The sequence below is a fragment of the Paenibacillus sp. FSL R7-0302 genome (genome assembly GCF_038006885.1).
Taxonomy (GTDB): domain Bacteria; phylum Bacillota; class Bacilli; order Paenibacillales; family Paenibacillaceae; genus Paenibacillus_AQ.
This window is the reverse complement of record NZ_JBBOWB010000001.1, coordinates 4,806,335-4,832,129: the sequence shown is the minus strand read 5'-3', so window position 1 is coordinate 4,832,129 and position 25,795 is coordinate 4,806,335. Positions and strand designations below refer to the sequence as shown.

General features: G+C 53.2%; 19 protein-coding genes and 1 riboswitch. Of the genes, 18 read left to right on the top strand and 1 reads right to left on the bottom strand.

Going from position 1 to position 25,795, the window contains the following annotated elements:
• Positions 1–79 precede the first annotated feature (79 nt).
• The 15 genes from iolE to MKY96_RS20745 all read left to right on the top strand — a co-directional run bounded on the left by iolE (position 80) and on the right by MKY96_RS20745 (position 20,952).
• Positions 80–976 carry a myo-inosose-2 dehydratase gene (gene iolE / locus MKY96_RS20815; protein WP_340944677.1) on the top strand — a complete coding sequence of 299 codons (897 nt, stop codon included), beginning with the start codon at positions 80–82 and terminating at the stop codon, positions 974–976.
• A gap of 304 nt (positions 977–1,280) precedes the next feature.
• A complete protein-coding gene (locus MKY96_RS20810; RefSeq protein WP_340942899.1) occupies positions 1,281–3,548 on the top strand; it encodes a helix-turn-helix domain-containing protein in 2,268 nt (755 codons plus the stop codon).
• Between the two features lie 410 nt (positions 3,549–3,958).
• Positions 3,959–5,572: an extracellular solute-binding protein gene (locus MKY96_RS20805; RefSeq protein ID WP_340942897.1), complete on the top strand. Its 1,614-nt coding sequence runs from the start codon at positions 3,959–3,961 to the stop codon at positions 5,570–5,572.
• A 137-nt stretch (positions 5,573–5,709) separates the two neighbouring features.
• On the top strand, positions 5,710–6,549 hold the full coding sequence (locus MKY96_RS20800) for an ABC transporter permease (protein ID WP_340944676.1): 840 nt from the start codon (positions 5,710–5,712) through the stop codon (positions 6,547–6,549).
• 25 nt (positions 6,550–6,574) lie between these two features.
• Complete coding sequence (locus tag MKY96_RS20795) at positions 6,575–7,447, top strand: carbohydrate ABC transporter permease (RefSeq protein ID WP_340942894.1); 873 nt, start codon at positions 6,575–6,577, stop codon at positions 7,445–7,447.
• Between the two features lie 37 nt (positions 7,448–7,484).
• Positions 7,485–8,429 (top strand): sugar phosphate isomerase/epimerase family protein, encoded by a 945-nt coding sequence (locus MKY96_RS20790; protein WP_340942893.1) that lies wholly within the window; start codon positions 7,485–7,487, stop codon positions 8,427–8,429.
• A gap of 74 nt (positions 8,430–8,503) precedes the next feature.
• A complete protein-coding gene (locus MKY96_RS20785; RefSeq protein ID WP_340942892.1) occupies positions 8,504–10,243 on the top strand; it encodes a hypothetical protein in 1,740 nt (579 codons plus the stop codon).
• Between the two features lie 520 nt (positions 10,244–10,763).
• Positions 10,764–12,128, top strand: coding sequence for an IS4 family transposase (locus tag MKY96_RS20780; protein ID WP_340942891.1), 1,365 nt, complete (start codon positions 10,764–10,766; stop codon positions 12,126–12,128).
• 179 nt (positions 12,129–12,307) lie between these two features.
• A complete protein-coding gene (locus MKY96_RS20775; protein ID WP_340942888.1) occupies positions 12,308–13,690 on the top strand; it encodes a radical SAM/SPASM domain-containing protein in 1,383 nt (460 codons plus the stop codon).
• A 69-nt stretch (positions 13,691–13,759) separates the two neighbouring features.
• Positions 13,760–13,894, top strand: coding sequence for a hypothetical protein (locus MKY96_RS20770; RefSeq protein ID WP_339223142.1), 135 nt, complete (start codon positions 13,760–13,762; stop codon positions 13,892–13,894).
• A gap of 77 nt (positions 13,895–13,971) precedes the next feature.
• The gene (locus tag MKY96_RS20765; protein ID WP_340942885.1) at positions 13,972–15,342 is read left to right on the top strand and encodes a radical SAM/SPASM domain-containing protein; all 1,371 of its coding nucleotides are present in this window, start codon (positions 13,972–13,974) and stop codon (positions 15,340–15,342) included.
• A 27-nt stretch (positions 15,343–15,369) separates the two neighbouring features.
• A complete protein-coding gene (locus MKY96_RS20760; protein ID WP_340942883.1) occupies positions 15,370–17,316 on the top strand; it encodes a B12-binding domain-containing radical SAM protein in 1,947 nt (648 codons plus the stop codon).
• 41 nt (positions 17,317–17,357) lie between these two features.
• A complete protein-coding gene (locus tag MKY96_RS20755) occupies positions 17,358–18,605 on the top strand; it encodes an MFS transporter (RefSeq protein WP_340944673.1) in 1,248 nt (415 codons plus the stop codon).
• 201 nt (positions 18,606–18,806) lie between these two features.
• Complete coding sequence (locus tag MKY96_RS20750) at positions 18,807–20,129, top strand: IS4 family transposase (protein WP_076086935.1); 1,323 nt, start codon at positions 18,807–18,809, stop codon at positions 20,127–20,129.
• Between the two features lie 436 nt (positions 20,130–20,565).
• Positions 20,566–20,952 carry a hypothetical protein gene (locus MKY96_RS20745; protein WP_340942881.1) on the top strand — a complete coding sequence of 129 codons (387 nt, stop codon included), beginning with the start codon at positions 20,566–20,568 and terminating at the stop codon, positions 20,950–20,952.
• Positions 20,953–21,032: 80 nt separating this feature from the next.
• Here MKY96_RS20745 and MKY96_RS20740 read toward each other — a convergent pair whose 3' ends face one another.
• Positions 21,033–22,397, bottom strand: coding sequence for a helix-turn-helix domain-containing protein (locus MKY96_RS20740; RefSeq protein WP_340942879.1), 1,365 nt, complete (start codon positions 22,395–22,397; stop codon positions 21,033–21,035).
• 116 nt (positions 22,398–22,513) lie between these two features.
• On the opposite strand from MKY96_RS20740, the gene MKY96_RS20735 reads away from it, so the two are divergent.
• From MKY96_RS20735 to MKY96_RS20725, 3 genes are all read left to right on the top strand, one after another.
• Positions 22,514–24,793, top strand: a complete 2,280-nt coding sequence (locus MKY96_RS20735; protein ID WP_340942877.1) for a glycoside hydrolase family 3 C-terminal domain-containing protein — start codon at positions 22,514–22,516, stop codon at positions 24,791–24,793.
• A 62-nt stretch (positions 24,794–24,855) separates the two neighbouring features.
• A riboswitch (guanidine-I (ykkC/yxkD leader) is annotated at positions 24,856–24,967 on the top strand.
• A 58-nt stretch (positions 24,968–25,025) separates the two neighbouring features.
• The gene (locus tag MKY96_RS20730; protein ID WP_036725854.1) at positions 25,026–25,385 is read left to right on the top strand and encodes a DMT family transporter; all 360 of its coding nucleotides are present in this window, start codon (positions 25,026–25,028) and stop codon (positions 25,383–25,385) included.
• 1 nt (position 25,386) lies between these two features.
• Positions 25,387–25,701, top strand: coding sequence for a DMT family transporter (locus tag MKY96_RS20725; RefSeq protein WP_036725732.1), 315 nt, complete (start codon positions 25,387–25,389; stop codon positions 25,699–25,701).
• Positions 25,702–25,795: the final 94 nt, after the last annotated feature.

Genomic DNA, 25,795 nt, shown 5'->3' with positions numbered 1-25,795 from the left:
GCGCGAAGCAGGGCAGACGGCGCACAGTGAATCAAGGATTCTGCCACACTTGGGATAGTGGAAGGGGTAGAACATGAGCATGTTCAGAGACAATGCCGTCCGGCTGGCGATCGCTCCGATTGCCTGGACGAATGACGATATGCCTGAGCTGGGGGGCGGCAATACGTTCGAGCAATGCATCAGCGAGATGGCGCTTGCCGGATATGAGGGCAGCGAGGTGGGCAACAAGTATCCGCGTTCCCCGGAGCGGCTGCACAGGGCACTGGAGCTGCGCGGTCTGAGTATCGCCAGTGCCTGGTTCAGCGCCTTCCTGACGGTGCGCCCATATGAGGAGACAGCGGAAGCCTTCCGTGCGCACCGGGATTTCCTGCATGAGATGGGCGCCAAGGTCATTGTCGTATCCGAGCAGGGCCGGAGCATTCAGGGGCAGATGGATACCCCGCTGTTCGCTGATAAGCCGGTATTCACCGATAGCGAATGGACCACGCTCGCAGAGGGTCTGGGCGGACTCGGGCGGCTGGCGGCAGAGAAGGGCATGACGCTGGTGTATCACCATCACATGGGCACCGGGGTGCAGACCGCAGCGGAGATTGCCCGGCTGATGGAGATTACAGATCCTAATGAAGTGTCGCTGCTATTCGATACGGGACATCTGGCCTTCTCCGGCGAGAATCCTCTGGAGGTGCTGCGTGAGCATCTGCCGCGGATTAAGCATGTTCATCTGAAGGACATCCGGCCGGAGGTAGTCGAGCGGGTGAAGGCAGAGAACCTAAGCTTCCTTCAGGCGGTAAAAGCGGGAGCCTTCACTGTACCGGGGGATGGCTGCCTCGCGTTCGGAGAGATTTTTGCCGAACTGGCTGCCTCGCCCTATACGGGATGGTTCGTTGTTGAAGCGGAGCAGGACCCGGCGCTGGCCGATCCGCTGGAATATGCGATCAAGGCGCGGCGGTATATCCGGGAGCATAGCGGTTTGTAGCCTGCGGGTTTAGGGTGACCGCCTTAGGATAGTTGATGTATAAAAGAGTATATGGTTTGAACATCTCACCCTTCGGGGTGATTTTGTTATTGTACGGGCTGCGGGTGGAATGACTTTATCTGGTTAGCTGGAGGGGAAGCGCATGTGCTATAATGGCAGGAATTCGAACGGCGGTTAGTTCTGCCAGTTGCACAGTTGAAATAGGCCTGATGTCCAGGATTGCCGCAGAGCACCTTTGGATGACGGGTGTTTGAAGCGGCCGGATACGGCCGGGTATCCTGATGGTTGTGGAGGAGGTTGACGAATGTCCCGTTCCTGGTATCGCCGGTTGCTGCTGTCTTATTTCCCTATATTTCTGCTGACGGTGACGATTCTGATCTTTGCCTCATTTGTGTTCATTAATGATATCTCCCGGACGGAGACGAAGAAGGCAGACCGCATCTCCGCCAGCTATCTCAGGGATAGTGTAGACCGGACGATCAAAGAAGCCGAGCTGTCGGTGCTGGATGCGGTAGAGCGGAGCGAGGTCTACAAACGTTATTTCAATACGCAGAGCCAGCCGGACCAGGCGACGTTCTATGCGGTTGCCCAGAGTCTGCGCAATCTGATACAGGAATCCTCATATATCCAGTCGGTGTATTTGTATGACCGGGTGCGTGGAAGCGTTCTAACCGATACGGGGCTGAAGGAGCTGGAGGGATTCGCCGATGAGGACTGGATCAGGGCCATGACTTCGACTCCGGCAGTGCCGGAAGGCTGGCAACCGGTCAGGGATTATCATTCGGGTCTGTCCCAGCGTACAGAAATTCGCGTACTGACTACCAATAAAGCAATGCCGCTTCCTTTCGGCTCCGGGGGGATACTGGTCATCAATATCAAAATGAGTGCCCTGGAGCAGCTCATCGACAGCATGGTTAACCAGCAGCTCTCGTTCATGACTATTCTGGACGGCAATGGCAACACCGTATACCAGGCTCATTCCGATACAGAAGGTGCTGCTGACGGCAAGGTGCTCAACACACTTAAGCTGGAGAGAAACGGCTGGACGTTCGCAAGTGGAATCAAGGCGGGGAATCTGTTCAGCTGGGTCTCTGTGATCTCTTATCTCTGGGTAGCGATTGCGGTGGGAACCGTGGTCTGTGCGGTATTGTATCTGATCTATGTCACCCGGCGCAATTATAAGCCGATCCAGGTGATTATGAACCGGATTGAGGGCCATCAGATCCGCACGATGGATCAGTCTACGGACAGGCCAGACGAGATGATGCTGATTGACGGCGTGCTGGAGAATCTGATTAACCACATGACCGATTATGATACCAAAACCAGGGAGAACCTGCTGCTGCAGCGCAGCAAGCTGTTCACCGATCTGCTGCACAGCGAGCGGCTGGAGCAGGTGACCCGGCGGCTGGAGGAGCTGTCTCCGCTTACCGGTGCGAATGCTTCCTCGCGCTTCATCGTTGTGCTTGGGGAGATTAACCGCTATGAGCAGGTATTCGAGGACCGGTATACCCGGGGGGATCAGAATACGCTGAAGTTTGCCCTGATGAATGTATTTCAGGAATTGGCACGGAATGCGGAGCTGCAGGGATGGGCAGAATGGGTGGGAACCGAACGTGCAGCGATTCTGTTCCTGGCGACCGGCAGCGATCAGGAGATGGAGACCAAGCTCCGGGTCTTCGCGGAGGATTGCCGCTCCTGGGTCGAGCAGAATCTGCGGATCTCGCTCAGCTTCGGCATCGGCTCCGCTGCCGCCGGACCGGGGATGATCCGGGAGTCTTATGCGGCAGCCGAATATGTAATGCAGCACAAGCTGCTGATTCATGAGGATATTGTCCTGGCAGGCAGCGGCGAAGCGCGCCAGCCGCTGCTTGAGACGTATAAATATCTGCAGATGATTGCTGAATTCGTGAAGTATTTCCGCATGTCGAGCGGCCAGTGGCGGGAGCAGCTGGAACGGATCTTCGAGGCGTTTGAACAGGATTTCCTGAAGGACGAGGAGATCCGTTCCCTGATCCAGGCTATGCTGCAGATGCTGAGCCGGGAAGTGGCGGTGATGTCTGAGCAGCTGCAGGACGAGCTGTCGGCAGAGAATGCCGAGGTCCGGCTGAAGCAATTGGAGGAGGCCGAGGCGCTCCATGAAGTGAAGACGGTTCTATTCGAATATGTCACCGATTTATTCCGCACCTATGTCTCTGCCAGCGAGACGAAGAGCTACCGGGCCATGGTCAATGAGATGAAGGATTATATCGAAGAGAATTTCACTAATCCCGATCTCTCGCTGAAGCATCTGAGCGACCGGTTCCAGGTCTCCGGCAAATACGCCAGCTATCTGTTCAAGACCGAATTCAAAATGAAGTTCGTGGATTTCCTCACCGAGCTGCGGATGAAGGAAGCGGAGCAGCTGCTGATAGATACGGATTGTTCCCTCCAGGATATCGCACTTCAAGTAGGGTATGCGAATGCCATTTCATTCGGAAGAGTCTTCAAGCGGATTGCCGGCATCACGCCGGGCGATTACCGCTCCTCCAGACGCCGCGAAGCAGCCTCCAGATTGGAGCCCCAGGATTAGAGCAAGCTGGAGCAATGAAGATATTCCGTTTGCCGGTGAAGCATGTCCGTCTTCTGCCGATCTATGTAAGGCCCAGGCCGCAATTCTCTTACGCCAACCTCTGAACAAGGGGGGCGAATAGCGATGCGGCCTGTGTTTTTGCCGATATGAAAGCGGTTTATTGTACGAAAATCGTTGGTCGGATAAACCGGATGTCCGAATTCAGGCGCTTTACCGCATCCGAAACAGGTTTATTGTCAGACCTGCGAAAGTTATGGAATACTGTGGTCATCCCGCAGCAGCAAGCAGCTTTGAAACACTGGGGCCAGCCTGCTTGAACGGGATGAACGAATAAGAAATACGGGCATCATCAAGCTCGGGGGTATCATGAAGTCACCATTATAGCCTGCTAAGGCGAGGGAGATGGAACAATGACAGTGAACGTAAACCAAAGAGTTCTGAAGAAGGCAATCGGCATCGGCTTGACCGCAGTAATGGGAGCTACTCTGCTTGCAGGCTGTTCCTCAGACGGTAAATCGAATTCGGCAGCCGGAGGTACAGACGCACCCGGGAAGAGCGCAGAACGCGTAACCTTGAAGGTGGAGATCTTCGACCGCGGTAAAACGCCGAAGCAATACACCATTACCAATAACTTCATGTCCCAGATGATTCAGAAAAATTTCGGTGATCCGAATAATATCAATGTAGAATTCGTCCCGGTGCAGCGTTCGGAGGAAGTGACCAAGCTGAACGTGCTGATGGCCAGTAATACGGATGTGCCGGATATTGTCTTCACCTATGATTCCAGTGTCTTCTACCGTTACGCACAGCAGGGCGGGCTGACCGATGTGGGTTCCTTATTAGAGGAGCACGGCCAGACGCTGAAGAAATTCATTGGTGACGAGACGATGGCCTTCGGCCAGCTCGACGGCAAGCAGTTCGCGATCCCGGGTAAACGGGCGATTACAGGCCGCTACGCTTCATACATCCGCCAGGACTGGCTGGATAAGCTGGGGCTGCCGGTACCGAAGAACACCGATGAGCTGTACACTACTTTGAAAGCGTTTAAAGAGAAGGACCCGGGCGGTCTTGGCAGCAAAACCATTCCGATGGGCATGTCCCTCGGCTCCGCTCAGCTGGAGACGCTGATCTACTCCTTCATCAAGCCGATCAGCGGCGACCTTACTTACAGCCAGCGCTACGAGCTGCCGCTGCATGAGGGCTTCAAGGATGCGGCACAGTTCCTCAACAAGCTCTACAATGAAGGGCTGGTCAGCAAGGACTTCAGTCTGGATGAAGACAAAGCCCAGGTATCCAAGGATATTCAGAACGGCAACGTCGGCTTCTGGTCGGAGGATGTGGATAGTATGTTTTATGCCGATGGCACTCTTGATAATCTCTACAAGAATGTGCCGGGCAGCAAGGTGCTGCCGGCGGATATCCTCACCAATGCCAAGGTAGACAATAAGTATATCAAATCCCGCTATGCCTCGAACGGCATGTACATCATGATCCCTAAGAGCAGCAAGCGTGCGGTGGAAGCGGTGAAATACCTCGATTGGATGGCGACTGGCAACAACCTGATCGACATCTACAACGGCGTTGAAGGCGAGAACTATGATATGGTGGACGGCATCCCTGTCGTTAAGGCTGATGTGTCCCAGGAATTCCAAGACCGTCTGTTCACTTCCGGGGACACCGCGATTATCTCTAACGGTAAGAACCTCGGCGATCAGGCCACCAATGAGAAAGCCTGGATTCTGGGCTTCCCTGCGAACAACCAGGAGGCGCTGAAGCAGTCGATTGACATTGCCAACACGGATACTGTGGGCCCTATCGTCTTCGGCAAGCCGATTGAATCGGAATCGAAATACGGCACTACGCTCAGCGACAAGCTTAACGTGATTATCGTGAAGACTGCGATGGCGAAGCCGGATCAATTCGATACGATTTTCGAACAGGAAATGAAGGACTACATGTCTCTGGGCGGAGACAAGCTGAAAGCGGAGCTGGAGCAGGCGCTTACAGAGATTTCAGCCAAATAAACTAAAAAAAGTGAAAACCGGGGGGAGCTGGCATGCTGCTCTGCCCGGTTTTTTCTCCATAGGAGGAGAGGAACTTGAGCAAAGCGTCTTACATCAGAAGGTACTGGCAACTGTACGCGCTGCTTTCACTGCCCATTATGTATTTCCTGATTTTCCGCTACGGCCCGATGTACGGGGTGCAGATTGCCTTTAAGGATTTCAACCTGTTCCAGGGCATCAACGGCAGTGAGTGGATCGGCCTCGATGCATTCCGCGAAGTGTTTGGCATGAAGGAGTTTTACAGCAGTCTGCGCAATACGTTTATGCTGAATTTTCTCGATTTGGTCGTGTCTTTCCCGGCCCCGATTATTCTGGCTATTATGCTGTATGAAGTGAAGTCGGTATGGTTCAAAAAAATATCACAGACCCTCCTCTACATTCCCCATTTCATTTCCTGGGTGATTATCGGGGGGATCGTCTATCAATTGTTCGGCAACCAATCCGGTATGGTGAACGGTGTGCTGGAGAGCATGGGGCTGAACCCTATTCCTTTTTTGACCGAAAAAAATCCATGGCTGATTACTTACCTGTTCACGGGTGTCTGGCAAAGTGCCGGCTGGGGGACCATCCTGTATCTGGCGGCGCTTACCGGTGTCAACCGTGAGCTGTTCGAAGCTGCTGAAGTGGATGGGGCTACGCGGATGAAGAAGATCCGCTACATTACGCTCCCGAGTATCAAACCAACCATTATTACCCTGCTCATTCTCAACCTGGGGAAAATGGTCAGCATCGGCTTCGATCGTCCATACATCATCGGGAATACGGCAGTGCGCGAATACTCCGATGTGCTCAGTACCTTCGTCTACCGGATTGGTCTGGAATCAGGCCAGTATACGCTGGCGACTGTAGTCGGATTGTTCCAGGCGGTGGTTGGACTGGTGTTCATCCTTGGTTCCAATTATATATCGAAAAAAGTGACCGGCGACGGCATTCTATGATTATACAGAAAGGAGGCGGAGTACGATGAGTGAACGTACCTCTAACCGGATATTCGATATCGTTAACGTTACCTTTATTGCGCTGTTCGTGCTGTTCTGCCTGGCTCCGTTTATACACGTTATTGCGGTGTCCCTCAGCTCCACGCGGGCTATTACTTCCGGGGAAGTTACGATTTTCCCGATTGAGCTGAACTGGAAGGCGTATGTGCAGGTCTTCACCGACAATGCGATGATCCGCTCGCTGATCTTCACCATTATTCTGACGGTTGCGACTACGGTATTATGTATGCTTTTCACCGTTGCAGCTGCTTACCCGCTGACCAAAAGCAAGCTGAAGGGCCGCACGATGTTCATGTACCTGATTATCATCACCATGTTCTTCAGCGGCGGTATTATTCCTGAATATCTGCTGATCCGTGATCTGCATATGATCGATTCCGTGTGGTCGCTGATTCTGCCCGGTCTGGTCAGCCCGTTCAATCTGATTATCCTGATCTCCTTCTTCCGCAGCATTCCGCCGAGTCTGGAAGAGTCCGCAGAGATTGACGGCAGCTCGCATTTCCGCACCCTCATGAAAATTGTTCTGCCATTATCCATGCCGGTTATGGCTACACTCGCGCTCTTCTATGCGGTGGGACGCTGGAACGGATTCCAGGATTCCCTGATGTATATCAATAATCCCGATCTGTATCCGCTTCAGCTGAAGCTTTTCCAGATGGTTCAGAACAATATGATCACTGAGCTGACGAATCTGGAGGGGGCGGCCCGCACCAAGCTTCCGCCGGAGAGCCTCAAGGCCGCTACTGTCGTCTTCGCCACGGTACCGATTCTGGTCGTCTATCCTTGGCTGCAGAAATATTTCGTCAGCGGTGTTATGCTGGGAGCTGTGAAGGGCTAATTCAACATACTTAAGCGTTGCGAGAGGAGACACGGTCATGGAGGATAAGGGAGAATTCTCCTTCTCCACCTGCTGGAATATGAGACGTCATTCTACAGGTGATGGATTACTTAATGAGATCCGGGAGCTGGGGTTCCGCAGGGTGGAGCTGAATTATAATGTGACGGAGGCAATGCTGGTTACCATCGAGCCGATGATTGAACGCGGGGAGATCGGCATATCGAGCGTTCATAATACGTTCCCCCATATCCCGGACCCTGACTACGGCACGGATTCGGTCCTGCTGGGCTTCGAGGACAAGGAGAAACGGAAGCGGGCGATAGACCTGCTGGTCCGCTCGGCAGAGTACGCTCAGCGTTACGGCGGCGAAGCTGTGGTAGTGCATCCGGGCGAGGTACCGTTCCCTTATGATATCTCCGGGGAGCTGGAGCAGATCTACGAGGGGCAGGGCAGGGATTCGGCGGCTTACCGAAGCAAGTGGGCGGAGCTGATGGAGCGGCGTGAAGCGTACAGTGCAGGCTATGTACAGACCATTATCGAGAGTCTGGACGAGGTGTGTAACCGCGCGGTGTCCAAGGGGCTGAATATCCGCTTCGGCATCGAGACCCGCTCCAAGCCGCAGCAGATTCCGACGCTTGCGGAAGCGAAGACGATCATCAATGCGTTAAAAGGAGCGCCGGTCGGCATCTGGTATGATACCGGCCACGCCATTATGATGGACCGTCTGGGCCTGTACGACAGTATCGGGGAAATGGAAGGGCTGATGGATGATATCGTCGGCGTCCATATTCATGAGACGATCGGCCTCTCCGACCACTGGTGCCCTTATGTGAACAGCGGAGATCCGGATTTCTACGATGCCTATCTGCCGATGATTGAACGGGCGCAGGTCAAGGTGTACGAGCTGAAGGCTGCCTGCCGCCCGGAAGAGATACATGAGAGCCACCGTCTGCTTACAGCCAAGCTGGCGCGCAGGGGATAGGGCAGAAGGCTGATTGGCATCAGAGGAATCAGAGAAATTAGCCAGAGAGCTTCGAGCAAGGAGGAAGAACCCTAATGTATAAGCAACTGGTGGATAGTAATGACAAGGCTGTAGAGCTGGGGATTCCCCGGCAAGTGCTGGATCAGAGTAACCTGTATTATGGAGGAACCCTCGATCCCCACACGGGCATTGCCTGGGTGAATCACACCACTGGTACCCCGACGGATATGTGTTACTGGGGTGCGGCGCTGGTGAACCCGGATTCGAAGTATTACCGGGATGAGGAGCTGCTGGACCGGCTGAAGCTGGCGACAGAGTTCGTGCTGCGCTTCCAGCATCAGGACGGCTCCATCTCCCCGGGCTGGACGAATTATCATTCGCCGCCGGATACGGCCTTCGTTGTGGTCGGCTACGCGCAGTTATATCAGCTGCTGGCGAAGCAGGAGTGGCCGCCGCTTCAGCCGGTGCTGGACAACATGCTCCTGTTCCTGGAGCAGTCCCTCCCCGTTATGCTTACGGGCGGGGTCCATACGCCGAATCACCGCTGGGTGATGTGCGCGGCGCTTGGGTTTCTCTATGAGCTGTTCGGCAGAGAAGAGGCCCGGCAGCGGGCGGATGAATGGCTGGCGGAAGGAATGGATATTACACCGGACGGGGAATGGACCGAGCGGAGCAACGGCATCTACAGTGCTGTAAGTGATATTATGCTGATTCATGCCGCCCGGCTGCTGGATAAGCCGGAACTGCTGGACCCGGTGCGCCGGAATCTGCATATGATGGTCTACCTTGTTCACCCGTCCGGTGAAGTCGTGACCGATTATTCCGGGCGGCAGGATCTGGGGGTGCTCCATGATCTGTCTCCTTATTATCTGCCGTATGCGATTCTTGCCCGTTCGGACAAGGATGCCGTGCTTGCGGGTATGGCAGAATGGGCTGGACGCTCATTATCCAATCCGGGCGTCTGCTCGGTGAACGCCCTCGTACGGATGCTGCTGGAGCCGGAGCTGCAGCAGCCGCCGGAGGTTACAGCAGAGCTGCCTGTGCAGTATGAGCAGATCCTGAACGGCGATTTTCTGCGGGAAGGCTATCTGCAAAGAATGGAGTCGGCGGGTCACCAGGGGCGGATCTACCACAGCCGGCTGCATACCGACTTCGGGGCGCCTGTGGCCCGGCTTAGAGACGGGGCGACCAGCGTGACGCTGATCACGGAGACGCCTTCGTTCTTCGCGATGCGCCACGGCGCGGTAAGGCTGCTGGCCGTGCAGCTGAATACCAGCTTCTATCCCGGATTCGTGCCGATGCAGGAGATGACCCGGCTGCCGGAGGGCTACCTGCTGAAGGGCGTGCAGAAGAAGGGCTACTACGGCCCGGTGGCTGCTTCGCTGCTTCCGCCTTCGGCTGCGGCAGACGTCAGTCCCTGGTATCTGCTGCCGCACCATAAGCGCCCGCTCACGCACGAGCAGACACTCTCTGTGGAGACCGAGGTCCACAAGACAGCGGAAGGCTGGACGATCCGTCTGCATTGTGAGGAGCCCGCCCAGGTCATGGCTCAGTTGTCCTTCAACTTCGGCGGGGAGGGCAACCTCACCTCAGGCGAGCTGCAGACCGTGCATGAGGACTACTGCCTCTGGAGCGGCGGAACGCTCCGCTATTCCTACGCCGGGGACTGGATCGAGCTGACCGGCGGAGAACTGGCCCACCGCAGCCGCTCTGCCCGCGAGTCTTCGCAGCAGAACAGCTGCAAGTCGGTGCTCGTCAATCTGGTCACCCCGTTTGACAAGACCTTTACGCTTACGCTTTCTCCTTCTACTTAGGGAGGAGCGCTTATAGAAGTACTGTGTAGGACACCAGCATCTTCGGAGGCTGGTGTTTTTGGCGTGGAGGGAGGCGGATGCGGGAGTCTGGTCAACAGGAGAGGGAATAATCCCGTTGAATCTGGAGGAAATGGGTGGGGCGGTGTGATCAGAGGGATAAATCCATTTGAATCCGTTGGAAGCGGGCGCTACGGTTGAAATGGAAGGGATAAATCCCTTTGAATCTAGAGGAAGTGACTGAAATGGAGGGAAAAGAGGGATAAATCCCTCAGAATTCCTAGAGTTTGATGGTGATGAAGAGTAATGAGGAGCATTAGTGCACCTGATTTCGAAGAAAGTCGGCGGAATGAGCGAATGAGGTGCATTAGTGCCAATGTCATTAAGTTAAGATATAGAGCCAAAAACAAGAAAAAGGCAGGTTATCGAAAAGATAGCCTGCTCTTTTTTTGCACAAAAAAATCTTGACAATCCGTAGAAAACGTGTGGCGAAGCCCCTTGAAAAAACGAGGAGGTTACGCCAATGAATGCTTATGCAAATTCGCTGAAAGACAGACTGACATCTCTCATCCGTGAGATGGCGGCTGCCCCCGCGCCTTACGTCAGAAACCCGGGAAAGGATTTTACCCGAACGAAAAAACTACCCTTTGAAATGGTTATGCAAACCCTGATCTTTATGGGCGGCAACAGCCTCTATAAGGAACTGTTGGAATCGCAGGGCTATGACGTTAACACCGCAACTTCTTCTGCTTTTGTTCAGCAAAGAAATAAAATTTTGCCGTCTGCGGTCGAATCTTTGTTTCACACCTTTACCGCGTCCCATACGGAATTCAAGGATTATCGAGGCTATCGATTATTGGCCATTGACGGTTCCGATCTGCATATTGCAACAGATCCTGCGGACCCGTTGACCTATTCTCAAAGTCAGCCCCACTCGAAAGGCTTTAACCTTCTGCACTTGAACGCTGCTTATGACCTCTGTAACCGGCTTTACGTGGACGCCATCCTTCAACCTCGAAAGCTGCGCAACGAAGGAAGGGCGCTGTCCACGATGGTGGATCGGTCCCCTATTCAGGGGAACGTCATTGTGTTGGCGGATCGAGGATTGGAAAGCTACAATACGTTCGCGCATCTGGAACGGAAAGGATGGAAGTACGTCATACGGGTCAAGGATTTGCATTCGAATGGCATTCTTTCGGGCTTGCACTTGACCTTTGAAGGGGCGTTTGATCAGGAGATTCACCTGACGCTGACTAAAAAACGAACGAAAGCGTTCAGGGATCACCCCGAAATCTATAAAATTCTTCCGGCCACCTCTAGCTTTGATTTTCTGGACATGCAAAAGAACCTGTTTTACCCGATTTCCTTTCGGGTGGTTCGTTTCCTCCTGCCCAGTGGCGATTATGAAACCGTCATTACCAATCTACCGGCTGCTGAATTCTCACCGGATGAACTCCGGGAACTGTATCACCTGCGATGGGGGATTGAGACCTCTTTCCGGGCCTTAAAATACACCATCGGTCTGACCCATTTTCACGCAAAGAAGCAAGAGTCCATTACCCAAGAGATATTCGCAAGAATGATCCTCTACAATTTCGCTGAAATGATTACCTCGCACGTAGTCATTTCCCAAAAGGATAAACGGCACCTCTACCAAGTCAACTTCACGGTGGCCGTTCACGTCTGTAGACATTTCGGAAGAAGTGGGCGGGATGGGCGAATGAGTAGCATAAGTGCACCTGATTTCGGAGAAAGTCGGCGGAATGAGCGAATGAGGAGCATAAGTGCACCTGATTTCGGGAGAATTGGGTGGAATGAGCGAATGAGGTGCACTAGTGCACCTGACTGCGGGAGAAAGTTGGCGGCAGGTGCGGACTGGAGTGGTTAACCGCTTCTATCTACTTATTGCAAGAGTAATTGGGGATTTCTATTTTCCTGCTTTTTATATCATTTAATAGATTATTTCCTATTTTATGACTTTTATCATAGTTGTCCATCAGGAAAAGTTTTACATTATTTACAAGTTAGTAAATGCAACTCTATCAGTCCTGAGGAGGATGAGGGCGTATGAGATTGTCTAAGTATAACTTCAAACACAGATTAAGCGATGATGTTCTGCTGATCATGAATACATTAACCGGAGCTGTAGACTTGGTTGAGCCCAAGGTAGCCCGTGTTCTTTTTAATAGAAGCTCCGATACATCTGCATTAAACGATCTGGACCCGGAAACGCGTACCCTGCTTAAGAGCAGAGGGTACCTCACGGACATGAACGAAGAACAATATGTCCGTGAATCACTAGAAACCTACTACCGCTCTCATCCGGCCTTACAATTCACAATCTGCCCCACCTACAAATGCAACCTCGCTTGCCCTTATTGCTTCCAATCGGACATTCACCAGGACTCGCCGACGCTTGACCTTGCACAGATTAATGAGATATTTCAGGCGATGGATCAGATGGTCTATCAGCAGCCTGAGGCGGCCGTCCAGTTCGAGCTTTTCGGGGGCGAGCCCTTCCTGGCCCGTAATCAATCTCAGGTGGAGTTTATTTTACAGCAGGCTATTGAGCGGAGTTGGCCTATTCTCTCCATTACGAACGGTACCGAACTCGGTGCGTATTTCCCTTTTCTGCAGAAGCATTCGGCGCATTTCCGCCATATGCAAATCACACTGGACGGCCCGAAGGAGATCCACGACCAGCTGCGTAAATACAGGAACAACAGCGGCAGCTATGATCTTATCTGCTCGAACATTGCTTTTCTCCTGGAGCATCATATACCCGTAACCGTCCGAATCAACACAGGCCGGGAGAATGTCCGGCATTTGCCGGAGATGTTCGCCGGGTTCGAGCGGCTTCAGTGGACAAGCTCACCGGATTTCTCCTGCCAGATTGCCCCGATCAATGATAATTTCAATACGGGGAAGGTTGCCGGCTTCCAGCCTGAATCTGATCTTCTTAAGCAGCTTCATGTACTCTTCCCGGATTGGGAAGCCACCCGGCGCAGGTATAAGGTCAGCCTGGGGTATTTCATGGAGAAGAAGCTGCGGATACTCCGCAAAGCTATGTTTGACACAGACGATGACCACTATTACTTCGATCTGTCCGGCTGCAGTGCTTCAAAGCGTCATAATCTCGTATTTGGTGCAGACGGGCGGCTGTATCCTTGTGTTGAAACCGTCGGATTCCCGGAGTATTCGATTGGAAGCTACCTTCAAGGGCTGCAATTGGATGAAGAGAAGTGGCAGAGATGGCACCGGGATATCGTGGTGAATGACAAATGCAGTCACTGTAATCTTGCGCCTCTCTGCGGGGGCGGCTGCGTACTGAAAGGAAGCAGAGACGGGGAATTAAGGGATTTCGAATCGAACTGCAGCGATACAAGGCAATATCTGAAGACCTATCTCGATCTTCACCGGGACCGTCTGCTCGAAAGCTATTGCCAGTGAGCTCCATTACCCTGATGTCAAGGTATTTACCTTGCCATAAATATTCTTAGAGGAGAGGAGGTAATGTACATGAAATCACTGACGAAGAACAAGGATCTCTGGACGAATCTCTCAGCCAAAGACCTTGAAGAAATTACGGTTCCAATGGCATGTTGCCAGAAAGCATCCATTCAAATCAACAATCCTGCCAAAAAAGCCATCTAACAGCATCCTTATATTTGGGAAATAGCGGGAAGCGCATCCTTATGCCTTCCCGCTGTTCATACCAGGGGGGATAGACATTGTATATTTCAGAATATATTCTTACGTATCGCTTAAGAAACGGACGTCATCTTATCTTCAATTCCCTGTCAGGCGCAATGGATATTGTGGAAGAGCATATCAGCCGGTTCCTCCAGAAACAACAGCCTGCTGCCTATACTCTCACCGCTGAAGAAGAACAGTTTCTGGCCGGCAGAGGTTATCTGTACAGGGAGCGTGAAGAGGAGCAAGCTCTGATCCGCCGGTACCAAGAATACCAGGATCAGCATGGATCAGGTGACATTTCCTTTGTGTTCTGCCCTTCCATGACCTGTAATTTGAAATGTGTCTACTGCTTTGAGCCCCAAGAGATCCGCTCCAGCCATGAACGGATGACTGAAGATCAGGTGCAGGCTGCCTTCCTGGCCATGGATCAAATCATGCAGCAGCAGCAGTCTACCCGGCATCATTTTGTTATTTTTGGCGGAGAACCGCTCCTGCCCCTGAACCGATCAATCGTCGGGCTTATTCTTGAGCAGGCCCAAGCAAGGGGAGTCACAGGTACGGTCATATCAAATGGGGTGTTCCTGTCACATTATCAGGAATTGCTAGAGCCTTACAAGGACATGCTCAGAATCCAGTTAACCATAGACGGCCCCCAGGCGGTTCATGACCGGCGGCGGATCACCCGGGCCAATGAGGGAACCTTTATGAAAATAACCGCTCAGATTGACTCCTTCCTGGAGCATGATTTCGACATCGCTATTCGTGTCAATCTGGATGGTGAGAATATAGAGCATCTGAATGAACTTCTGGATTTCTTCCAGGAACGGCAATGGAATGCTTACCCTAACTTCTCGGTTTCACTGTCTCCCGTTGAGAATTATGCAGGGAATTCCGCCCCGGGCCTGCTGCCCAGCTATCAGCTCACGGAATTTATCAAAGCGCATGTGCCAAACGATAAACTACAAAGGCTGAATGCCACGTTAAACAGTGATCTAACCAGACTCTCCCTGCCATTTGAGAACGTGCTGGGAACAGGTCTCGCTAAAGATAGCTATTTTCCTAACTGTTACTTTTGCGAGGCGGCCGGAGGCAGAACATTCACCTTCTCGCCGGACCACCAGGTCTACCCTTGCACCAGTATTATAGGGGATCAAAAATGGAGTCTCGGAACGTATTACCCTCAGCTTGAGCTGGATGAACAGAAGCTGGCACTCTGGAAGGAACGCCATGTCTTGAATCAGCCGGAGTGTAAAGCGTGCAATATCGCTTTTCTATGCTCCGGGAATTGTCCGGTTCAAGCCGGCCGAACCACCGGTTCGATCTTAGGCGCCTACTGCGGAAATGTGAAGCGTGACCTTGACAGCCATCTGGAGCTGCTGAATGATTCATTCACCGCCTTAAGTTAAATCTTCTCTTACGTGAGGTGTTGGGAAATGATCCAATTGATATGTCCGCCCTATAATGCAGCTGTGGATACCGTTGATCCCCCGCTTAATCTGCTTGTGCTCGGCGCTGCACTTCTTGAAGCGGGGTACGGGGTGTGTCTCACCGATCTGGCATTACTCTATTCAGGCACCAGCCATTTCGATGCAGCAGCCCTTGCCGGTATTGCCCGATTAATCATCGGCAAGCCATCCAGAGTGCTCGGATTCACGGCGATGTGCGGCAACTATTCGATCGCACTGAGAATTGCGGAGGAATGCAAACGGCTGGACCCGGACAGAATCATTATTCTTGGCGGCCCCCATGCAAGCTTCGTAGAGGCTGAAACCTTAACCCATTTCCCGGCGATAGACTATATCGTTGCCGGGGAAGGCGAGCTGACGCTGCCGGAGCTGATTGCGGCCCTGGAGTCGGGCCAACCGCTCTCAGAGGTTGAAGGAATCTGCTTCCGTGAAGAGGGGACCATCCGCACCAATCCGCCGCGGCCGATTCTGAGGAATCTCGATGATACGCCTTTCCCCGCCTTTCATCTAATAGAGGATATTGAAGCCTATTTTACCACTCCGGAGAGCCGTTTCTTTCCGGTTGAGGCGGGGCGAGGCTGTCCTTTTAACTGCAGCTTTTGCAGTACCTCCACCTTCTTTTCACGAAAATACAGAACCAAAAGTCCTGCCCGGATCATCGCCGAGATGAGATACGTCAGGGATCGTTGGGGAATCACCCATTTCAGCTTAACGCATGATAATTTCACGGTTAATCAGAAGTTTGTCAGACAATTCTGCCGGGAGCTGCTGGATTGCAGCGAGCCCTTCACCTGGAGCTGCTCCTCCCGGACAGACCACGTTAATATAGACCTGTTTGAAGTGATGATGCAGGCGGGGTGTAATGGCGTCTTCTTCGGGATTGAGAGCGGCAGCCAGCCCATCCAGCAGGTCATTGGCAAAAAGCTCGATCTGAACCAGGCCTACGAACTTCTCCGCGAGCTCCACCGGCTGGGTCTGTCATGTACGGCTTCATTTATTACCGGATTTCCCGAAGAGACAACCGAAGACCTGAATCAGACGCTGGATATGATTGTCCGGCTGCTCTCCATAGGAATAGCGGATGTGCAGCTGCATCAGCTGTCCCTTTTTCCCGGGACCCAATTATTTGACGCAGCGAAGGACAGCCTGGTGCTGGACGGGCAGTTCTGGAGCACGAACGATATGAACAGTGATTTCCAGCTATCCGGCACTGAAAAGAACTGGATTGCCAGCTACCCGCAAATCTTCAGCAACTATTACTCCTTGCGATCTGTGGATACACATACGCTGCACAGGATCAGAAAGCTCTACTACCCGCTGGCCCGTTCGTTTTTCCGCACCTTGTATTATCTCAATCATCTGGCGGCTGTATCATACACCCGTACAATCGATTATGTCTCAACCAGGCTGGATATGCATGGGGCAATGCCTCAAGAAGCGGAGCTGGCCCTCATTCTTGATGAGCTGGTGCAGGGTCTTGTGCCGGAAACAGGGCGGGTCCTTAACGACTTCCTGTCTTATGAGCGTGCGGTGATGGAATTGATGCAGCAGGATACAGCACCGCAGGACACAACTGCTATGAAGCCTGTCAAAGTGATGCAGCCGCACTATTCCATCCCTGCGCTGAAGCTGCACAGTCCCCTTCCTGCAGAGCTTGAGCTTGCGGAGGGGGATGGAGAATGGATTCTGCTGGTGCTGGAGAGCGTTGAAGGCCACAGGCGCTACGTCCGGGTGATGAGCATGGACCCTTTAAGCATTGCCATTATTCAACAGATGGAGGGCGGGAGCGACTTCCGGACGGTTGTACACAACCTGGCGTTAGAGAATCCTTTTGCTGCTAGCGAACAGGATCGGCAGGAATGGATCAGCCGGGTGTACGACCATTTCCATACGCATGAATTGCTGACTTCCTAGGGTGACAATACCGAGAGAGAGGGGGCCTTGCCTTGTGGAGTATGCTGAAGAACGGAGTGTTCCGCCGGTTATGGTGCACGCAGACCTTATCCTCTGTAGGAGATGAGATCAGGAACTGGGCTATCCTGTTCTGGGTATTTGCGGAAGCGGATCAAGCTGTCTTTTACCGGACGGCTCTTTTGTTTGCCCAGATGCTCCCGGTCTTTATCATGGCTCCTCTTGCCGGAACATGGGTTGACCGCAGAAAACCTAAGAAGGTGCTGCAGGCGACACTGGTGATCCGGGCTGCGATGTCTTTTGTACTGGCCGGATTGATCTGGATGGAGCAGGTTCCGCTTTTACTGGTCATGCTGGCCTTCACGTGTACGGTTCAGCAATTTTTTCAGCCTGCCATCAGTAAATTAACGGTCACAGCCGTGGACAACGAGGATTACGGTACCGCCAGCTCTTCTGTAAAGACGGTAGATACGTTGATCAGTCTTGCCGGGCCTGCGATCGGAGCCTTTGTCTATGAGTGGTGGGGGGCCTCTACTTCTTTAATTGTGGACGGCTTTTGTTTCATCGTTGGCAGCCTGTTCATTCTGGGTCTTAAGGTGAGACCGGCTCCCCTCGAAGTACCCTCCGGTTCCGGTCCGGCAACCTCCTTTTGGGTGGATGTCCTGGAAGGCTTCCGGTATATCTTCGCTTCTGCGCTCACCAAACGCTTATTTATCATGTTGGCGGTAATGGGGGCGTGCACAGGGGCGATTAATCTGTTAAACATATATTTCGTGGTGAAAGAGCTGCATTTAGACCAGAATTACTTAGCCTGGGCAAGCACCGCCGGGGGCATCGGTATGTTCGCGGGGGCGCTTGGTCTGAACCTGCTTGGGGCGAAATTTAAAAATTATGTGCGGATTAACATTTGGGGAGCGGCGGTCATGACGCTGGGGCTGTTGCTGCTCACGCTCTCCTTCGGCTCTTGGTCCATGCTGCTCAGCCGCGCCATTATCGGGATTGGCATATCTCTGTTGAGCATTACGCTATCGACTCTGTTAATGACCTATGTTCCTGAGAACCTGCTCGGCCGCGTCGGTTCCGTGTTTGAAGGCGGGCCGCTGGCGACCAATATGCTGTCTTATCTGTTCTTCGGATGGTTGTATGTATATACCGGCGCCAGATTGATCTTCGGCATCTCCACTATGCTGTTCTTCATGGCGTTTCTGCTGGCCCTTAGCCTTCGGTCTGTACTCTCCCCGGCCCGGAGAGTCCGTGCCGAACAGCAGGAGTTCATCAGCCCGTCCCAGTAACATCCTAACCCGGGATGCACCGGCGGGATGAGCGAATGAGGGGCATAAGTGCCAATGTCATTAAGTTAAGATATAGAGCCAAAAACAAGAAAAAGGCAGGTTATCGAAAAGATAGCCTGCTCTTTTTTTGCACAAAAAAATCTTGACAATCCGTAGAAAACGTGTGGCGAAGCCCCTTGAAAAAACGAGGAGGTTACGCCAATGAATGCTTATGCAAATTCGCTGAAAGACAGACTGACATCTCTCATCCGTGAGATGGCGGCTGCCCCCGCGCCTTACGTCAGAAACCCGGGAAAGGATTTTACCCGAACGAAAAAACTACCCTTTGAAATGGTTATGCAAACCCTGATCTTTATGGGCGGCAACAGCCTCTATAAGGAACTGTTGGAATCGCAGGGCTATGACGTTAACACCGCAACTTCTTCTGCTTTTGTTCAGCAAAGAAATAAAATTTTGCCGTCTGCGGTCGAATCTTTGTTTCACACCTTTACCGCGTCCCATACGGAATTCAAGGATTATCGAGGCTATCGATTATTGGCCATTGACGGTTCCGATCTGCATATTGCAACAGATCCTGCGGACCCGTTGACCTATTCTCAAAGTCAGCCCCACTCGAAAGGCTTTAACCTTCTGCACTTGAACGCTGCTTATGACCTCTGTAACCGGCTTTACGTGGACGCCATCCTTCAACCTCGAAAGCTGCGCAACGAAGGAAGGGCGCTGTCCACGATGGTGGATCGGTCCCCTATTCAGGGGAACGTCATTGTGTTGGCGGATCGAGGATTGGAAAGCTACAATACGTTCGCGCATCTGGAACGGAAAGGATGGAAGTACGTCATACGGGTCAAGGATTTGCATTCGAATGGCATTCTTTCGGGCTTGCACTTGACCTTTGAAGGGGCGTTTGATCAGGAGATTCACCTGACGCTGACTAAAAAACGAACGAAAGCGTTCAGGGATCACCCCGAAATCTATAAAATTCTTCCGGCCACCTCTAGCTTTGATTTTCTGGACATGCAAAAGAACCTGTTTTACCCGATTTCCTTTCGGGTGGTTCGTTTCCTCCTGCCCAGTGGCGATTATGAAACCGTCATTACCAATCTACCGGCTGCTGAATTCTCACCGGATGAACTCCGGGAACTGTATCACCTGCGATGGGGGATTGAGACCTCTTTCCGGGCCTTAAAATACACCATCGGTCTGACCCATTTTCACGCAAAGAAGCAAGAGTCCATTACCCAAGAGATATTCGCAAGAATGATCCTCTACAATTTCGCTGAAATGATTACCTCGCACGTAGTCATTTCCCAAAAGGATAAACGGCACCTCTACCAAGTCAACTTCACGGTGGCCGTTCACGTCTGTAGACATTTCCTGCGCTCCAAGGGCGATGGACCCCCGCCTGATGTGGAAGCTTTGATTCGCAAAAATATTTTGCCGATTCGTCTCACCCGTCCTGGGCAAAGGAATACACGCAGAATACGTAGCAAATCCGCCATTAGCTTCGTCTACAGAGTAGCATAATTCGGTTCGCATGAACATTTTTTTAAGTGGATCTTCCATCCGCTTTGTTTGCTATGCGCTTTTTTCCTTCCTTACACCAAAAACAAACGGCATAGGACGTTTCCCCATACCGTTTTGGATTCTCTTTATTAATTCCAAACTTATCTTTGAACTTATCTTAATGACATTGGCATAAGTGCACCTGATTTCGGGGAAAGTTGGCGGAATGAGCAAATGAAGGGCATAAGTGCACCTGATTTCGGAGAAAGTTGGCGGAATGAGCGAATGAGGGGCATAAGTGCACCTGATTTCGGAGAAAGTTGGCGGAATGAGCGAATGAAGGGCATAAGTGCACCTGATTTCGGGAGAAGTAGGCGGGATGAGCGAATGAGGTGAAAACTAATGCTACATGAGATGAGCCCCCAGGCTGCTGAACTACAGCAGCCTGGGGGCTCTAATGTCAATTGTATCAGTCTCCACCGCCACCGCCGCCGCCAGAATCTCCACCGCCGGAATCCCCGCCGCCACCGAAATCGCCGCCTCCATGGCTGCTGTGACCGCCGCTGTCCCAGCCCCCGTGGCTGCCGTGATGATGATCAGGGGTATGATTCCCGTGGTGGTGGCCATGATGATGGCTGGCGCTGCTGTGTCCGTCCGAGTCCGGATGAATTTTGTGGCGGCTGTCTTCGTTGAAGCTGCCCGCATCGGCTCCCGTACCTGCGATGAAATAATGATCCCCCGAGTGAGATCGGGTTCTATTGCCGTAATTTTTGTACCGGGCATTACGATTGCTTCGATTAATAGCCATCACCGCAACGAATATTACTGCTACTACGAATATTAAGCTTCCCATCATGCAGAACCTCTCCTTATAACCAAATGTAGGATTGCCCTCATAGCAGAATCATACCATAATTCTGGAAACTACTTGGAGTGTTGCTTGAATTGTCTCGGGGTGAGGCCGGTATACTTCTTGAATACCTTGGTGAAATAGCTCTGGTCGTTAAAATGCAGACGGGTAGCAATATCCGATAGCGTGATACCGGGCTGCTGGATCAGACGCTTGGCTTCTTCGACCCGCTGCTGCTGGATATAGTCGCTGATGGCGGTGCCGGTTTCTTTTTTGAACAGCTGGGACAGGTAACTGGCGCTCATTCCGGCGTATTCAGCCAGCCTGCCGAGTGGCAACTCCTCATACAGATGATTGTAAATATAATTCCGGCACCGGTCGGAGATGCGGGAATGTCTTGCGCTGCGGCTGCCCTCTACCTGATCGGCAAAGTCACAGAGCGCAGCCAGCATAGCCCGGTCCACCGCCGGAATATCGCGGAGCTCCTCAATATACTGGATATGGAAGTCGCTTAGCGTATAGGCAATCTCCCAGAACAGCCCGCCTTCAATCGCCGCGCGGGTGGCCAGTGTGATGGAGGAGACAGCCAGATTTTTTTTGCTGCGCAGCTGGCTTTTGCGGGACAACCTTCCGTAGCTCTCTTCGGCAAAAGAAGCATGGGTCCGCAGCAGCCCCGCCTTGTCCCCATTGGTAATATAGCGGAACATTTCGCGTTCCTGCATCGGGTCATGGTGCAGCCATGTATGCTCGCGGCGGTAGGACAAGTCCAGATCCGGGCTGTCGTCCGCCGGATGCTGCGGTTCCGCCAGCGTACCCGCCGCCAGCAGCAGCTCCGTTACGGATAATGCCTGCCCGGTGACAAGCGTGTGGAGCAGCAGCGCCGCATGATACCAGCGCCTCCGGCTAACTATAGGCAGGTTGCCGTAATACTCTAGCCAGCTTGCCTGCTGCCCGGGCGGGATGTTGTGGTCGCGCAGCAGGCTGGCTGCATTATCACCGGTAACAGGTGCGTTCAACGCCGGGCCGGTGACGATGGCACCGTCAGCGCCGGGAAGCTGGAGAATAATGAAATTCTCCAGGAAGCCAGTCGCGTACAGACGCGGTAACGCGGGTGCGGCCGCAGCAGCAGTTCTATCCGTCACCGCGTTAAGCGTCCCGCCTTCAGCTGCTGTCTTGCTGCTAACCGTACTATACGACTCGTCCGTCTCCACATTGAGCGTCCTGCCCGCTGCCGCTCCTCCGTGCCCCCGGACTAGCTCCATCACCTCAACCGGCAGGCCGCCCGTTCCCTGCACGGCTGGCCGGTCCACGACAGCCGGTCCCAGGGCTAGACGGGGCACAGCCGCTTCATCAAGCCACAAGACCGGGACCCGGTAAGCTTCGTAGATCAGCTTGCAGATGTATTGTATACCATCGTCATTCCCGATTTCCTTCGCCATAGGACGCCCCCTCTTTTGTCTACTTAGAATACCAAAAATCGAAAGAAAGTACCATAATTGGCCGGAACAGTCCTATAGAATGGAGTCAAGAAACCGTATTCATAGGAGGCTATATAATGGCAAAGGACGTAACAGAGCTTCAAAAGCTCATTTCGCAAATGACACTGGAAGAGAAGGCCGGACTCTGCTCCGGGCTGGATTTCTGGAACACCAAAGGCATTGAACGTCTGGGTATCCCCTCAGTGATGGTAACAGACGGTCCTCACGGTCTCCGCAAGCAGCAGGGTGACGCAGACCATCTTGGATTGAATAACAGTGTACCGGCAACCTGTTTTCCGTCAGCGGCCGGACTGGCCTCCTCGTGGGACCGTGATCTGATCTTCCGGGTGGGCGAGGCGCTGGGAACGGAATGCCAGGTGGAGAATGTCGCCGTTCTGCTCGGACCAGGCAATAATATCAAGCGCTCTCCGCTGAATGGGCGGAACTTTGAATATTTCTCGGAGGACCCGTTCCTGGCCTCAGAGATGGCTGCGAATCATGTGAAGGGTGTGCAGAGCCAGGGAGTGGGGACGTCGCTGAAGCATTTTGCCGCCAATAACCAGGAACACCGCCGCATGTCAGTGGATGCGGTTATTGATGAGCGGACGCTCCGCGAGATTTATCTAGCCAGCTTCGAAGGCACCGTGAAGCAGAGCCAGCCGTGGAGTGTGATGTGCTCGTACAATCAGGTGAACGGAGAGTATGCTTCCGAGAGCTATGAGCTGCTGACCAAGGTGCTGCGCGAGGAATGGGGCTTCGAAGGCTTCGTCGTGTCCGACTGGGGAGCTGTCAATGAGCGGGTAAAGGCACTAGCAGCAGGACTGGAGCTTGAAATGCCGTCAAGCGCTGGAATCGGAGACGCCAAGATTGTAGCGGCTGTGAAGAGCGGTGAATTGGCTATGGAGACGCTGGATCTCGCTGTAGAGCGGATGCTGGCCTTTATCTTCAAAAGTGTCGAAAACCGCAACCCGCAAGCGGTCTTCGATGCAGATAAGCATCATCACCTTGCACGCGAAGTGGCCCGGGAGAGTATGGTGCTGCTGAAGAACGAAGGCGGGATTCTGCCACTTGTGAAGAGCGGCCGGATCGCCGTGATCGGTGAATTCGCCAAGCAGCCGCGCTATCAGGGCGGGGGCAGCTCGCATGTGAATCCGAGCCGGATGGATGATGCCTTCGTTGAATTGCAGGCCGTTGCCGGGGATGCGGCCAGCTTCCTGTACGCACAGGGCTATGAGCTGGAGAGCGATGACATCAATGCGGATCTGCTGCGCGAAGCCTGTGATACAGCAGCTAAGGCGGATGCAGCTGTGCTGTTCCTTGGTCTGCCTGACCGCTACGAATCGGAGGGCTATGACCGTAGCCATCTGCTGCTTCCTGCGAGCCATAAGGCGCTGATCGAAGCGGTGGCCGAGGTTCAGAGCGAGATTATTGTAGTGCTGAGCAACGGCGCGCCGGTCGAGATGCCTTGGCTGCATAGGGCGAAGGCGGTGCTTGAAGGCTACCTGGGCGGTCAGGCTTTTGGCGGTGCGGTTGCGGATCTGTTATTCGGCGATGTGAGCCCGAGCGGCAAGCTGGCGGAGACCTTCCCGATGAAGCTGAGCGACAATCCGTCCTTCCTGAACTTCCCCGGTGAAGGCGATACGGTGGAGTACAAGGAAGGCTTGTTCGTAGGCTACCGCTATTATGATAAAAAAGAAATCGAGCCGCTGTTCCCCTTCGGCTTCGGACTAAGCTACACGGAATTTGAGTACAGCAACCTGGTGCTGGATCAGACCCGCATTCAGGATACAGACACTGTGCAGGTATCGGTCACCGTTAAGAATACCGGCAGCAGAACAGGCAAGGAAGTTGTGCAGCTGTATGTCAGTGATATGGAGAGTAGTGTGATCCGTCCGCTGCAGGAGCTGAAGGGCTTCGCCAAGATCGAGCTGCAGCCTGGGGAAGAACGCATCGTAACCTTCACCTTGGATAAGCGTTCTTTTGCCTACTACAATGTGAAGCTGGCTGACTGGCATGTAGAGAGCGGGATGTTCACAATCTCTGTCGGATCTTCGTCACGCGATATCCGTCTGAGCACGCAGCTTGAGCTGGAATCCACCGTGAAGCTGTCCGGCCGCTTCCACCGCAACACCACAGTCGGCGATCTGCTCGCCAATCCGCTGACGGAGGAGAAGGCGAAGAGCTTCAGCAGCGTGTTCGGGCTGGAGGATGTGCTTGGCGACAATCCGGAGATGCTGCTGGCCATGATGAAATATATGCCGCTGCGCGCCATGATCGGCTTCGGCCAGGGCAAGTATACCGAGGCGGATCTGGAAGCGGATCTGCAGGAGCTGAACAGGCTGGCCGGACAGGAGTAAGAGATGCAGGGGTTGCATTCCGCAGCGTAGTTTGCTAACATACGGTGTAAGTTCATAAGCAGTTAATAGTTCTCTAGGGTTCCGCAGCAGGTACACACCGCTGGCCTGGTCCGAGGGAGAACACACGGATGAAGCCAATCCGTGTATACACGGAGGGACAAAAGCCCGGGAGGTATCGTCAATAATGACGATAACCTTCCGGGCTTATTTTATGAAACAGGAGGCAGGAGAAATGAAGAAGAGCACTAAGAGCTGGATCATGATTGCAGGCGCTGCTTGCTTTGAAGTGGTATGGGTCATCGGGCTGAAGCATGCCTCCGCTCCATGGGAATGGGCGGTTACGGCAGCGGCTATACTGATCAGCTTCTACGCCCTCATCTGGGCCAGCGGCAGGCTGCCGGTCGGGACGGTCTATGCTGTATTTGTCGGACTTGGAACCGCGGGTACCGTTCTTGCGGGCGGAGTCCTGTTCGGTGAACCGCTGCGGCCGCTGAAGCTGCTGCTGATTGGCCTGCTGCTGGCAGGGGTCGTCGGACTGAAGCTGGTTACCCCGGCTCAGGCTGAATCTGAACAGACAAAGGGGCTGAACTGATATGGCATGGGTTATGCTGATTGCCGCCGGTATATGTGAAATGTTCGGGGTTGCCATGATTGGCAAGCTGCACAAGGACCGCAACTGGCAGTCTGTCTGCCTTCTGATTCTAGGCTTCGGGGCAAGCTTCCTGCTGCTGTCTCTGGCGATGGAGAGTCTGCCGATGGGGATTGCCTATGCGATCTGGACAGGGATTGGAGCGTCAGGGGCAGCGGTTATGGGCATGTTGTTCTACGGTGAAGCCCGCGATCCGCGGCGGATCTTCTGCATTGTGCTGATCCTGGGAGCCGTAGCCGGCTTGAAGCTGATTGGCTGAGAATTCCGCTGAAACGTTACGGAGTTGGACACTTAACGGATGTTTCGCTGCCCCGGTTATGGTAAGTATAGTTAGTAAGAACATTATTCTTAAT